8 protein-coding genes are annotated in these 13,473 nt (G+C 58.3%); 2 read left to right on the top strand and 6 right to left on the bottom strand.

The annotated features are described in order from the left end of the window. Positions 1-113: 113 nt before the first annotated feature. Together QP400_RS03470 and QP400_RS03465 are read right to left on the bottom strand one after the other, a co-directional pair. The gene (locus tag QP400_RS03470) at positions 114-1,391 is read right to left on the bottom strand and encodes a Fic family protein (protein WP_004808427.1); all 1,278 of its coding nucleotides are present in this window, start codon (positions 1,389-1,391) and stop codon (positions 114-116) included. Positions 1,392-2,454: 1,063 nt separating this feature from the next. Next, a complete protein-coding gene (locus QP400_RS03465) occupies positions 2,455-4,509 on the bottom strand; it encodes a hypothetical protein (RefSeq protein WP_004808424.1) in 2,055 nt (684 codons plus the stop codon). Positions 4,510-4,707: 198 nt separating this feature from the next. Here QP400_RS03465 and QP400_RS03460 point away from each other — a divergent pair, with 198 nt between their 5' ends. Beyond that, the gene (locus QP400_RS03460) at positions 4,708-4,842 is read left to right on the top strand and encodes a DUF8730 family Cys-rich protein (protein WP_004808421.1); all 135 of its coding nucleotides are present in this window, start codon (positions 4,708-4,710) and stop codon (positions 4,840-4,842) included. Between the two features lie 40 nt (positions 4,843-4,882). Here the strand turns inward: QP400_RS03460 and QP400_RS03455 are convergent, their stop codons facing one another. The 4 genes from QP400_RS03455 to QP400_RS03440 all read right to left on the bottom strand — a co-directional run bounded on the left by QP400_RS03455 (position 4,883) and on the right by QP400_RS03440 (position 12,425). Beyond that, positions 4,883-5,734 (bottom strand): class C sortase, encoded by an 852-nt coding sequence (locus QP400_RS03455; RefSeq protein WP_004808420.1) that lies wholly within the window; start codon positions 5,732-5,734, stop codon positions 4,883-4,885. Between the two features lie 164 nt (positions 5,735-5,898). Then, positions 5,899-7,332 carry a SpaH/EbpB family LPXTG-anchored major pilin gene (locus QP400_RS03450; RefSeq protein WP_004808418.1) on the bottom strand — a complete coding sequence of 478 codons (1,434 nt, stop codon included), beginning with the start codon at positions 7,330-7,332 and terminating at the stop codon, positions 5,899-5,901. Positions 7,333-7,380: 48 nt separating this feature from the next. Beyond that, positions 7,381-10,092: an LPXTG cell wall anchor domain-containing protein gene (locus QP400_RS03445; protein WP_040315515.1), complete on the bottom strand. Its 2,712-nt coding sequence runs from the start codon at positions 10,090-10,092 to the stop codon at positions 7,381-7,383. Positions 10,093-10,493: 401 nt separating this feature from the next. After that, positions 10,494-12,425, bottom strand: a complete 1,932-nt coding sequence (locus QP400_RS03440; protein ID WP_040315513.1) for a glycogen debranching N-terminal domain-containing protein — start codon at positions 12,423-12,425, stop codon at positions 10,494-10,496. 67 nt (positions 12,426-12,492) lie between these two features. Between QP400_RS03440 and QP400_RS03435 the strand changes: the two genes are divergently transcribed. Continuing rightward, positions 12,493-13,473, top strand: coding sequence for a substrate-binding domain-containing protein (locus tag QP400_RS03435; protein WP_004808412.1), 981 nt, complete (start codon positions 12,493-12,495; stop codon positions 13,471-13,473).

Here is a 13,473-nt window from a genome sequence, read left to right as displayed (position 1 = left end):
TCCACCCTAACGACATGCTAAAGCCCCTGCAATTGTAAGGCTTGCGCTCGCTGGAACTGAGGGCTGCAAAACACAAGATGCTGGCAGGGCCTGCTTGGTGTTTAAGCCGGGGGCTACTTTTGTCTTCCAGGCAGGTGTGGGACCGGCAGTTCGGGTGGGGACAACCGAGTGTCCCACCGGGACGAGGCTAGCTTGCGTTCGCTGTGGGTAATCAGTTCGAAAAGGCCCTGATGCCACCATCCCCGCGAGCGCGCGGAAGCAGACGTAGGACCGATAATCCCAGCTTGCTCCAACTCAGAACAAGCCTTACGGGCACTTTGCCTACTGAGATCGAGCCTTTCCTGTACCAATTCGACAGTAAAAATTGGCATCTGAGGCAAACTATCCAAAAGGCGGATAGGGGCTGAATCCGCCCTCGGCGAGTTCTTATGCTCCGCAGCGTAATAGTCTAAGTACTGCTGTTTCCACCCTTTAACCAGTTCGTCCAGTTCCCTTTGTAACGACTTAGTGTTGTCTATAGCGATCTCTACGGCATCTAGAAACGCCCGCAGCCAGGTGTTTACCCCCTGACCGCCCGCGTGTTCGCCCTCACGAAAAGACATGAGTCCTTTCGCGTAAGCTTCGGACTGGGTTTGTAAAACCACCGAAATAGGCAACGGCCCAAGCAACAGCCCCCTGCGCGCAAGTACTACATGGATCAGTATGCGCCCAAGCCGTCCATTGCCGTCAGCGAAGGGGTGAATACTCTCGAACTGAGCATGAACGAGCGCGGCCTGAATGAGCGCACCATGGGTGGCGCCATCGATGTATTCAGTCAAATCTTCTAACAGTGGTTGAACATATTCCGGCGGCGGGGGCACATATTCCGCATCCAGCGGATGGTATTTGTCGCCTCCTAGCCAGTTTTGTGTCTGCCTTAAACCACATATCTCTTTGCGATCGACAATTGTCTGCTGGATACGCTCCAAGTCCGCTAAAGTCGTTTCCTCGGAAGCAGCCAAGGAATTTACCGCGTCTTCATGTGCCTTAATATTTCGAACAACGTCGTACGCCGTACCACTACCTTCCCCGGCCTCCCCCAGGTTCAGGGCTAGTTCCGCCTGCGCTAGTTTCTTCGCTGAGGTCTGCAACCCCTCGATTTTCGAAGAGGCTACTGCCTCCCGCCTAACTAGCAACCTAGCTATACTCTCGAGGCCGCTGGCGATCTTCGTTGGGAAAGCAGCATTGATGCGACGTTCCAGCCGGCCGGCGCGCTTAGCAACATCTGCAGCAATCGGGACGCCTTCGCACAGCTTTTGTGGGATATAGGCTCGGTAGGGGCCGGACGAGCGGCCGTGTTTGGAATGCGCGTTCGGGTTCGACTCCCAAAACCGCTCTTCGAATCGCCCCAATTTAGCCCCCTTATTTTGCTGCGCGCAAGGGCTACCAGCCCCCGTGAAGATAAAAATTATCTTATGCACCAGCCGCGAAACGCGCAAGGATAATATTTATCTTCACCTCTCGAGGGGGGGGTTGCGTGAAGATAAGTTTCATCTTCGCCTTCCCGGCAGATCGGGGTGAAGATAAAACTTATCTACGCATGCCGGTAGGGCGCGCCTGCAGCCAATACCCCGCAGGCCAAATCGACAGCACATCAAATGGTCGAGGGCACATCAAAATGCGTACCGTTTGATGTGCCCTGGACGCAATAATGTGCCCTCGGCGCGAAACACTGCACCCGCCTTGCCCCGGCCTAGAGCTTCGCCGCATCAACTGACAACTTGTCTTTGCGAGTTAGCCCCAGTCGATCGGTTTTCACTAGACCCCTACCCGCTTCTGCTTCCAAAGCGTTACGTTACAACGCTGCTTATTCCCTCAAGCATAGGATCTAGTGGACCAGTCGCGCTAGGCTAGTGCCGCCGCAGCGGCTAGCTTTTCAAAGCAGCCTTCCGCACTAGCTGAGCTGCAAACCGCAGATGCGGTCAGTGTTCACCTCGATCTCGGCGCCCCCATTCTCAGCTTCAAACTGTATGGGGCCGCCCGCATGCCCACAATGGCTACGGCCGGCCCCTTCTGGCGGAAAATTCCACCGCGCGAGCGTCCTTACGCCCCCTCAAAAGCGAGATTAAAGGAGGGCGGCGCGGTGCTCGCCAGTCTACGATTGGGGCTGTAGTTTTACCCGTCCACACCTCTTCTTCCGGGCTGGAATGACCAGGCTGGACACGCCTTACAGGCCACCACTCAAACCCCCTCGTTCGCCCGCACCCCGCGTGGGTGAAAAATACTCCCCTCAGTTTACTAGCGCGCGGGGTCTGGCGCCGGGCCTTTTGGTACAGGTCCACACCCAATTTTTAGGTCAGCCTCTCCCCCGGCCGAGGGCGGGCGAACCAGTGGCCGGGACTCTCACCTGCTTGCATACAAGTGAGCACTCCCGGCCACTCGGTTTCCAATAGGCGCAATGCCTACTAGATGCGTTTAGCCGCGCTGGGCTCGACGCCTTACAACCAGGCCAGCACCCAGCGTAAGAGCCACAACAGATGCGCCAGCTAGGCTGATGCCAGCAGTACCGGTGTGTGCCAGAGGGGCCTTGCCATTGTCGCTCAGAGTAACCTGGCGTTCGCTCACAATGGTCTTTGCAACCTTTACCTGCTTAGGCGCCTTCTCCTTCCCAACCTGCGCCTTGCCGGCCTTGTGACCACCACAGCAATCAGCGGCTGGCTTCTCAGTACCAGCAAGCTTTTTACCCTTGCCTTCCTTTGCGGCTTCACCGGCGCCAGGGCCGGTCTGCTCGCCCACGCCTGCCGGCTCCTGTCTGGGCACGTCCCCCGTTTGGGTACCCGCATCGGTCTTGTCCGGCTTGGACTCCTGCTTAGTTTCGCCCTCGCTCTTCGGATCTACCTTCGGATCTACCTTCGGGTCTTCCGGCTTTACTTCCGGTTCAGCATCAGGGGTGCCCTTCACGTACTGGATTTGCAGCGAAGCCACCTTCGCCTCATTCTTAGCTTCGGCCTTAAACACCAGGTAGTGGCGACCGTCGCGGTCCCGCAGCACGCGTGCTAGTGGCCGAGATCCGTCCTCACTGTTCAAACTGAATACGGCCGGCTTGTAGCCGTCAAACTTCTTGATCAACGGGTCCGAAAGTCCAATGCGAACCTCCTGGCCCTCTACCACCTTTAATTCGGCGCTGACAGGCACCCCTGCCTCGTCCTTGAACGGTTCGGTGAGCAGATCAGTGGGCCCATTTTCGCTCGGATGCACGTAGGTGAACTTTACAGTCACCTTTTTCGCGGGATCCAGCTTTTCTTCGACCAACTTCGCCTGGGTATCCTTCAGCTGCTTGGTCAGCGCGTCCACGTCAGCCTGGCTGGCGTACGGGAAACCGGTGGGCAGGGAATTTTGCACCTTCTTGATCGCGTCCAAGAACGGGGTGCGCGATGCCACCGTCCACCCGTTGCCCTTGGCGGGAGTCTTCGCCACGGCCTCGTCGAACGCCTTCTGCAACTCGACCAGATCCGGGGCCTTGTATTCTTCCTTCACCAACCCGGCAATTGCCGCTGTTAGCGCCTTAGCGGCACGGTCGAAATCAGCGTGAGTATTCAGCGGGCCCGCCTCACCCGGGGCAAGAATCGAAGTTAGGTCCTTAGCGTCAACCAGGTTTGCTGCCTCGGCAAGGGCGGAAGTGAGCGCGTCGTAGCTGGCCTTCGTGTAGCGCTTGCTGTCCTTGCCGTTTTCAGCCAGCTTCTTGTCGGCCTCAGCAATTAGGCGCTGCAGCGGTTCGCGGTTGAAGGGAGCCGGTTCGATCTTTTTGAACGCCTTATTCACTTCGTCGCGCATCTTCGCCAGGTCATCTTGGCTAATCCCCGCAGTACCCGCCTTGGCCTGCCCAACCAGGAACTCTGCTGCAGCCTTGGTCTGCTTGTAGGCGGCGTCGGTGCCTTCCTTGATCTTGATACCGGCCGAGGTCGCAGCCTGGTAGTCGCGGTCGTGTTCGGCTAGGGCGCCTTCAAGTTCCTTGGTGTCAAGCTTCTTCGGGGCAGAATCAATCTTTACGGTAATGGGCTGCTGGCCTTTTAAGTTCAGCACAACGGAATCGCCCTTGACCCAGATCGGGCTGCCCAGGCGGAACAGGGTCTTGTCATACTTGCCGTTGGTGTCCTCTGGAGCCCATTCCAGGCTGGCGGAGATAGCTTGGTTGTACTTGAGGCTGTTGTCGTCGGGCAGTAGGAGTTTCCCGTCAAATTCCTCAACTCCCAAATCAGTTGAGGAATAAGGGAATCCCAGCTGGCCGTACAGGGCAACCTTCACTGTTTTGCTCGTAGTGTTCTTCTCTAGGGTGGCGGCCCAAACTTTTAGGGTCCCGCCCATATCTAGAGAGAAATTCTGTACAGAGGAATTTGCCTTCACATTTTCAAATGTGTTTTCATCAGCGGCGCTTGCGGCGGCGGGGAATAACGCCAACATAACGAAACCTGCCACGAGGGCGGCCAGCGCCCGCTTGAGCAGGCCGATGCGGCCTGAGGTTTTCAGCATCGAATCACCTTTCTTCAAGTTAACTTAGGCGACCCTTACCTTATAGTTGTGCAGGCCAGAGCGTCAACATACCCAAATGGGAAAGCTAGAGTTCTGCCCGCTAGAGTCTCAAGTACCGGCTTTGGCTACATCGCCGCTGCGCAGAAGAGCACGCCACCAACTAGAGTGAAGTCGAAGACCTCCCTGAAAGGAACGCTCATGTGTAAGCCGGTTACGTGCAAGATCTGCGGCAAAATTACTTGGGAAGGCTGTGGCAAACACATCGACGAAGTGAAGGCATCTGTGCCCGCCGACCAGTGGTGCGATGGCAACCATTCCACCACTAAGGACTAGCGCCCGACCGCCAGGGTACCCGGCTGCGAAGGCCTAACGCTTAGCAGGCGTCGCGCCTGGCCGCCCTCACTTCCCTGGTAAGGAAGGTGGCCACGGCCCCCAAAGTCCCCGCTGCAATGACTGCCCACCAGGGAAAACGCGGCAACTGGGAGGCCTTACCCGCATTGGCTTTGTCGCGGGCGGGGGTAGGGATGACGCGCTCGCCGGTAACCAGGATCCGGTGCGAATTGATCCCCAGCGGAGTGCAAGTCACCAACGTGGCAAGGTCCTTTCCCTCCATGGCTTCAATAGCGCGCGTTTCCGAGGGCGCCACCACCTGCGTCTCAAACACCCGGTAGGTCAGCACCTCACCGAAGACTTCCAAAGTGAACGTGTCGCCCTTGCTGATCTGATTCAAATCCGTAAACAGCCGCGCAGACGCCAGCCCGCGATGCGCCGTAATAACCGTCCTGGTCGACGGCCCACCCACCGGCAAAGACGTGCCCTCAAGGTGGCCGGCCCCCTTCAGTAGGCTCGCCTCGGTGGTGCCATGGTAGATCGGCATGTCCACATCGATCTTGTCGATCTTGATGCGCCCCATCGTCCCATTTTCATCCGCCCGCAAAATGTCTTCGTAGCGCCAGCTGCCCTTCGCGCTCCCCGTCCCAGAGGCGATGCGCGCGCCCGACTTTAGCTCCGCCCCCGACGCCAAAGCCTTGTTATATTCCCGACCTGCCTCTAACTGCGCCACCCTATCCGGCCGCACAGACTGCAGGCGGTGCGCATACTCGCCCACGATCTTCGACTGGTTGTACTGGCTAATCCACGCCGCCGTCGACGGATACAGCAACAGCCCCACGCCAACCAACACCAAAGCGCTAATCAGAACAGGTAACAGCAGACGCTTCACCATAGCTACTCCTTATATATGTTGCCGTAACGGGCGAGGGCGGGGGTGCCGAGCGCGAAGGGCGGGGTCAGGGGTGCGGGCGCGGTGAGAGTGCACCCTACAGTCCCCCGCGCAACATAAAGATCGAGGGCGACAGCTAAGCCGCCGCCCTCGAAATTGCCTAAAAACTAGGCGCGCTTACGCGATTTGAACAGGTACAGGCCACCTGCAACCGCTAGCACAGCTGCGCCACCAATGGTCAGCAGCAGCTGGCCGGCAGCACCAGTCAGCGGCAGGGACGGGCCAGTCTGCTTGGTGTTGTCGTATACCAGGTCATCGGTAGTGGTCTTACCAGCGGTAACGGTGATGGTCTTGCCGTCAGTGGGCAGCACGTAGCCGGCCGGAGCCTTGGTTTCCTTTAGGGTGAACTGCTTGGTCACGCCGGTGGAATCTTCGTTCTGGCCAATCTTCTTCAGGTACAGGCCTTCGAACTCATAGACGCCGTTGCCAACATACTTAGCAGCAGCAATTTCAGTGTTCGTGTCCTTTTCGTAGACCTTGAATTCGGCGCCTTCCAGGATCTTGTGGGTGTCCTTGTCCTGCTTCTTCAGGCGGTAGTTACCAACGACGGCCTTATCGGAAGGAGTAATGGTCGGAGGGGTGTCCTTGCCCGGCTTCACCATGTCGTTGATGAAGAAGTTCGCGCCGGTGTTTTCCACCTTGCCGTCGGCGGGCAGAGCAGAAAGCGTGGTGGTCAGGGCGAAGTTAAGCTTCTTGCCTGCTTTGCCCTTTAGCTTTGCAAGACCGGACTGGGTAAGCTCGACGGTTACGAAACCGTTGTCGTTATTCGCGGTGTAGTCACCTGCATTCAGCTTGGTGTCGCCAACCTTGACTTCAGCGGAAACGAACTTTAGGTAGCTGGCCAGCTTATCGGTAACGCCAGCCTTGGTGTATTCCTTCCCATCGCTGACTGCGGGGATGTCGTAAGAGATGTTCCAGACCATGTTCTGGCCAACCTTCTTGAAACCGGTGTCGTCCAGGGTCTTAGTTGCCGGCTGGATTACCTCGTTCTTCGGGTAGGCGTGCACGTCGTACAGCCACTGCGCAGTATTCGGGAACGGGATGGAGACAAAGAAAGGCTTGGCCTTTTCGGTCACGTTATTGTGGCCGTTGTCAGCGCCTTCAGTCACGTAGTAGACGCCAGCAGCGAGCCTTTCAAACTTAGCGACGCCATCCGCGGCGGTTACCTTGCTAGAAGCAGCAGCCAGGTTGTAGTCCTTGCCGTTAGCAGTGGCCTTATCGCCCTTCGGAGCCAGCCTGGACACGACATCCCAGGATTCCGGCTTCGTTAGGTCCAGGCCTTCAACCTTCTGCACCTTGAATTCGATGCCGGCCAGGGCGCGGGCATTTGCCGGAGCGGTCTGCTCAGTGCCGTCGTTCTTTTTGCCCTGCCAGTCGGTCTTGGCGTACTTGTGCACGGTAATCGAACCGGTGCGGTTCAAGTCCGGGTTGCCCTCTGCTGCAACGGCGTGCGGCGCAACCAGAACGGTCAGCGCACCCAGCACTGCCGCCAGGAGCGCAGCGAGGACCACGAAGATCCCCTGCTTCTTTAGCTGTTCCATCAAAAATCCTTTCCGATATGGAACTTTCAGTAGTGCCGGCCTTGTGGCTCAGCTGAACTTGCGCTTCCGGAACAGCCATCCGGCCAGTCCAAGTGATAGCGCCGCGACAATTCCTCCTGCCAGGTAGAACATGTCGCTACCAACCCCGCCGGTAAGCGGCAGAGGTGGGACGTCTTGTTTCTCATTTTTGATATTGCCGAGGGCGATGTTCGCCCTTCCCTGATTGGCATACAGGTCCGCTCTGTGTACCTGCCTGCTAAGCTTGTACCCAGTAGGCGCCTTAATTTCGCGCAGGAAGTAGGTGCCCCACCCCATGTCTTGCAGAGCGAAGTGGCCGGCGCGCGGGTCCTTGTCAGGACCTTTACAGGCACTAGAGTTTGCCGCATTACAGTCAGCAATAGTGGTATGCCTGATCACGCGGTGTTTAGGCGAGGTCGCCGGCGAGTTATCGTTGCCGTTAATCTGCCAAATGGAGCCGCCCAGGGGTTTGCCGTTACTCGCGTCCACCTTCGTCCACGTGATCTTGCCTTTAACACGCGAATTTGGTACCAGCACGCGGATCGGACTTTGCGTGCCTCCGCTAACACGGACTGGGAGCCCAGCGAAGCGCTGATACCCATTTGGGGCATGCGGTTCGACAATCACATAGTCGCCGACCGGCAAGTTCTGCCACGATGCTTCGCCTTGCCTATCAGTGGACTGCACGCCACCGATGCGCTGCTCGTTCGGCTCGCACGTGCCGTTGTTGTTCACATCCCTACACAGCTGCAACCCAACCCCCGCAAGGCGCGCCTCAGGTGGCATCGACGCCTCATCGCGAGCACCCGCCTTCGCGTAAGAATCGTGGTCATGCTTCACCGCGGTGATAGAGCCAGTGCGCAGTTCGTTCCGCACGGTGCAGGAGACGTCCCTAAAGCTCCCGGCAGAGAGCTCCACGGCATAACGCTCCTTGGTATCGGCCACGACCGTGGTGCGCACACTGCGGTTCTTACTATCGGTGCATGTAACAGACTTCTGGTAGGCTGACAACTTCAGAGACGACGTCGTGGCCATCTCTTCTTCCACAAGATAGGTCGACCCAGCAAAACGCAGCAAGGAATCGGTCACTGCCGCCCGGTTACGAGCCCTCCCACTAGTTATGGCAGAAGCCTGCTGGCCGCCATTCTTCTTTTTCACAGAAATCCTGAACTGGTCATCTCCAGCGCGCGAGACCACGTCCTTCGCTGCCCGAATCGTCGGCACCGCGGCCACACAGCCTTCCATGTCAGTAATTGGCGACCCAAACCTGAAGTTGTATCTATCCAGATTCACGCTCTTCTGCTGTTCAAGTACCTTGACCAGGACGTTTCTTTCAAAATCGACCTTAAAAATGCCGTTATACCGTGGCCTACCGGCACGATGCTCAACATTGCCTTCATGGTTGGCGGACACGTAGAAGTTGCCGTCCTGGCCGGCCAAAAAGCCGGTAATAGCCCAGCGCCCCATACCGCCGCCGAAAGGCACGCCCTCCGGGCCCCTGCTCAGCATCGCAGAATGGACAAGTTTGGCAGAAAGCGGGCCAGCGTTCGCAACGCCATTAGTAGTCCAAGCAGGCACCAAGCTCATGCCAGCGCTGGTACTAACTTTCTCCGCCTTCTGCGGTAAAAGCTCCGCTGCACTACCCTGAGCCTGCCGCGAAGCGGCGTTGAAATCAACCCGATAAATATCGATCTTCGCGGCACCATTAGGATCAGGTATATTCCTAGTGCCCTCGGTGGCAGCCACCATCACATACAGCTGGTTGCTGTTGTCGAAAAGCAGATCCACGTTGGTCCTGGCCGCTGGGAACGGGCCCGCCGAGAATTGTCCAAGCGTCAGCACTCTTCGAGTAACCGTGTCATACGCCATAACCTTGATATCGCTGTACTGCGCACTGCGACTAGTAGTCACGTCACCCGCAAACACGTAGTAACGGCCTTGGTTATCCATGGTGCCACCCTTAAACGGCATGCCAGCACCCACCACTTTGATTCGTTCAGTCTGAATCAGAGTGTTCGGCGCGATAGTTGCCTGAACGATGGTCACATAACTCTTATTTCCCGACGCCGCCGACATCACAGTCGCATGGTCCGCGAAGAAAATCCGCCCGTGCTTTCGATCCACAGCAAGGGCGTCATACCCACTACCAGTGCCTGTCGTATTGCGCTTCTTGTGCCAAGTCGCAGAGCCCATCCAGATCGGACCGCCCGTAATCCGGTCGTTACGCAAGGTAAAAGCCTCGACAGAGCCGCTTCCACTTTCGATCCAGTATGAATCTCCCGGATCGCAGAAGTTACTGGTTGCCGACGACAAGGCATAGTATCCAGCCCTTCCCCGTCCGGCATCTCGGTCATCTTCGGTATTTGCAGGGTTTCGTTCATCCGTACGAAGGTGAGCGGCACCTGCAGCTTCAGCCGCTTCCGATTCAGAAGCCGGCTGCGCGGCGGGATCGACGGGCTGGGCGTCTGGTTGCGGGGCTGGCTGATCTTTTTCCCCATGGGCTACATCTTTGCCCTCGCGCGTATCCTGACTGTCAGGTTGGGGATTGGAAAATCCTGGACCGCCCGGCTCGTCCTGGTTGACGGCCGCCCGCATCTCTGTGGGCTTAGCATCTACAACGGAACCATCCGCAACGGTGGGACCATCCGCAAAAGCGGGGCCGGCGAGCATCACAGAGGTGACCAGCCCAATGCCAGCTATTGCAGCACCCGCAGCAGTCGCATAGCTGTTCTTTCTACCCAAGGCTTTACTTTCTATCCGCCAACACAACTCACCGACCAATATTTCGGCAGCTGTCACGCCCTGGCGCTGTGGTTTACCAGCCGCAAGACAGCGAGAAGTAACCTAACACGGCACAAAAACAGACAAAATCAAACCAGATGGCCAAATTTCAACAAACTTTCCATACAGAATTGCAGGGGCTCTAAGGAGCTTCACAGGAACAGTCTTAACCAACACCCTTTTTTGGGCAGACAAACAGCGGCAAACTAATACACAAACGCACGATTGGCAGTGACTTTCACTTTCCAAAAGCTAGAAATGTGCGCCTACACACAGCCCCCATTTTCGGGATAGTCCAAATAATGAGAGAGATCAGCGGCAAGATTGCACCGAGATCGAGGGCGCGGCAGAGGCGGCGGTCTTTAATTGCGTGTTCGCAGGGCTCGGGCGCTAACGAATGCGGTCGCCGCGGCCCAGGCCTGCGGACGGCACGAAGCTGGATACGGCACTGGCGGGATAAACGGGCCGCCGCCGGGCAGGACCCCAAATAGCTCGGGCATGCGGAATTGGAAACGTTCGGCAGCGCGGGAAATCCGACTGGCGATTGTGCGGGCGTGCTCGTCGAGTCCCTCCGTCAGCATCCCGTCGATAATCATGCCGTTGTCGTGCGCCCACACACTCCCGCAGTGGTAGGAGAGGGGGTGGAATGCGCCGCAGCTTGTGCTCAAGGTGCGGATTCCGTAAGGGCTCAGAAGGTCTTCTTGGCACAGTCGTTCAGCCACCGCTCGCGCCTGATCGGCACGCAAAATCCCAGTTCCCAGCAAGTGCCCCATGTTCGAGGCAGCGCCAGTGACCGTTTGCTTGTGCGCGTCCAGGGCAATGGCCGGGTAGGAGTCTGCGCCCTGGCCAACCCAAAAAGTGGAGGTGAATTTTTCTCGAATTTGCTCAGCACGCTCAGCGTACTTTTCGCTATCCACTCCCTGTTCTCCTAGCAATTTGCCGCCCTCGACAAGCGCCGCATACGCGTACCCCTGCGCCTCGCACAGAGCGATAGGCGCCTTCGCGAACTGCCCGTCGGCCCACCGGATCGAATCACCCGAATCTTTCCACCCCTGGTTGGCCAGCCCTCTCCCAGACTTGTCTACATATTCCAAAAACAGGTCCCCGTCGGCATCCCCATCAGTACATATCCACTCCAGCGCAGCCTGTAGACGCTGCAGCAGAGGACTCAATTCGCCCTCCATACCACCCCTCCAGAGGGCGACGAACAGGCGCACCCACAGGGGCGTCGCGTCGATCGTGCCGAAGTAGGTAGGCGGCAGAGAAATCCGGCCGCCCGCATCAAAGGTTTCGAGGCCGTCGCGCCTCACCTCGTGCAGGATTTTGCCGGGCTGTTCGCCAGTCTGCGGGCGATCGGCCTGCCCCTGCCGCGCCGCCAGCGCGCGCACCGTTCCCAGTCCGACCTGCGGGCATTCGTGGCGCAGCAGCCAGGCGGTGATGATGGAGTCGCGGCCAAACAGGGTGAAGAACCACGGGGCTCCTGCCGCGTAGAACGAGTTTTCGGGGCGGGAGCGCTCACCCATTAGCAGCGAGTCTAAGTCTCGGGCAGCCACCGCCGTCCAAAGGTCTACCTTCTCCTGGGCCGCGCGGGGACCAGCCGCCTCTTGCGGTTCCTTCCTACGCTGTGCCTGCGCGGTTATTCCCGCATGCCTACTCGCGGCGAATTGGCCGGATTCGTCACGCATTTGCAGCGACCAGGCACAGGCTTCTTCAGAATTGGGCTTCAGGTTGAGGCACCAGCAACAGGTGAAAGAGGTCTCGCTCTCGACGAGTTTAGCTTCCGGAGCCCACCAAGTAGCGAAGGCGCTCCCGTCATCCCACTTGCCACCCTTGGCATAAACGGCCCTAGCCGGTTTGCCGGACTTGATCTTTTCCATGGAGCTCAAGTCGGGACTAACCTGCAGCTCCAAGGTGAGGACGAAGGCCTTCGAGGACGCGTTCTGGACGGCCATCTGTTCGCGCACGCCTTCGATATCGACGACGCGGTCGCGCACTAGCAAGATCTTCGGATCAGCGGTGTCGCCCTCGATTCGCAGCGCGTTCACGAAGCGGGTGTGCCCACTTTCTAAGTCCAGTTGGGTCAGAGGTTCGACGGCGACTTCTTCCCCTTCGAGGGTGAGCCTCAGGCTTAGCCGGGAGATCAGGCGCGTGTCGTAGCAGTAGATGCCTTGGGCTCCCCCGTCAAGGTTTCCGGCGGTGTCGGCCCACACCTGATTAGGCACGCGCAGGGTTGGCACCAGGTTGTGCAAGAAGGGCTGACCAGCCATTTTCACTCCATCGGGGTTGACTTTCATTCACGATCGTATTTATGCTAGTAGACATTATTTGAACGTTCAAATCAAGTGCAAGAAAGGGGCGGCAATGGCACACAAACCGACACTGCTTTCCCTGGCCATGGACCTAAACGTGTCCAGGCAAACCATTTCAAACGCCATCCACCACCCCGAACGCCTGCAGGCCGACACTCTTGCGCGCATCCGCGCCGAATTGGACCGCCAAGGTTATGCCCCCTCGCGGGCGGCACGCCAACTGCGCAACAATCGAGCCGGCGCCTTCGGCTACCGCCTGCACCCCACTTTTGACGGCATCAACGGCAACATCCTGGACCGCTTCCTGCACGAACTGGTCGCAACGGCCCAGGCAGCAGGATTCTCTGTGGTGGTATTCGCCGCCAACTCGGACGAGGACGAAATTGCGCAGCTACAACATCTGCACCAGACCGGCGCGATCGACGGGGCCATACTAAGTGCCTCTTCCGAGGGCGACCCGCGCCCCACAGCACTCGCTACTGCGGGCCTTCCAGGTGCCAGCTTTGGCCGCCCCTGGGCAGCCCCCGCCAGCCCATACGCCTGGGTAGACGTAGACGGTAAAGCAGGCACGGCAGCAGCTGTCACCTCCCTCCGAAACGCCCACCACGACCGCATCGGGTGGATCGGCTGGAACCCAGAAGTGGGCGTCGGCCATGACCGCTACCTAGGCTACAAGGAGGCGTTAGGCGATCTAATTGATCCCGACTTACAACGCCGCTACCCGGATTCAACAGACGCAGGCCGCAGAGCCGCCCTCGAACTGGCCGAAGCGGGGGCCACAGCGGTCGTGTGCGCATCAGATTCGCTAGCACTAGGCGCGGTCACCTCGGGCGCTTTTGCAAGGGGGAACATCTTCGGCTTCGACGACACCCCCGTCGCTGCCGCAATGGAAATGAATTCGGTGCGTCAGCCCATCGAGGACATAGCCCGCACCTGCTTCCAACTAGCTCTTAGCTCCCTAGAAAAGAACATAAAACCTACAGGAACACTGGTCAAAGCCAGTCCTGTCATAAGAACCTCAATAGAAAGGTAA

Source organism: Winkia sp. UMB3158, assembly GCF_030217145.1.
Taxonomy (GTDB): Bacteria; Actinomycetota; Actinomycetes; order Actinomycetales; family Actinomycetaceae; genus Winkia; species Winkia anitrata.
Note: the sequence above shows the minus strand (reverse complement) of the source record. Positions and strands in the feature narration are given on the sequence as shown.

What these genes read in the sequence shown, in the direction of transcription:
- QP400_RS03465 (WP_004808424.1), bottom strand. Translation starts at nt 4,509, where the DNA reads ATGCTGAAAACCTCAGGCCGCATCGGCCTGCTCAAGCGGGCGCTGGCC.
- QP400_RS03460 (WP_004808421.1), top strand. Translation starts at nt 4,708, where the DNA reads ATGTGTAAGCCGGTTACGTGCAAGATCTGCGGCAAAATTACTTGGGAA.
- QP400_RS03455 (WP_004808420.1), bottom strand. Translation starts at nt 5,734, where the DNA reads ATGGTGAAGCGTCTGCTGTTACCTGTTCTGATTAGCGCTTTGGTGTTG.
- QP400_RS03450 (WP_004808418.1), bottom strand. Translation starts at nt 7,332, where the DNA reads ATGGAACAGCTAAAGAAGCAGGGGATCTTCGTGGTCCTCGCTGCGCTC.
- QP400_RS03440 (WP_040315513.1), bottom strand. Translation starts at nt 12,425, where the DNA reads ATGAAAGTCAACCCCGATGGAGTGAAAATGGCTGGTCAGCCCTTCTTG.
- QP400_RS03435 (WP_004808412.1), top strand. Translation starts at nt 12,493, where the DNA reads ATGGCACACAAACCGACACTGCTTTCCCTGGCCATGGACCTAAACGTG.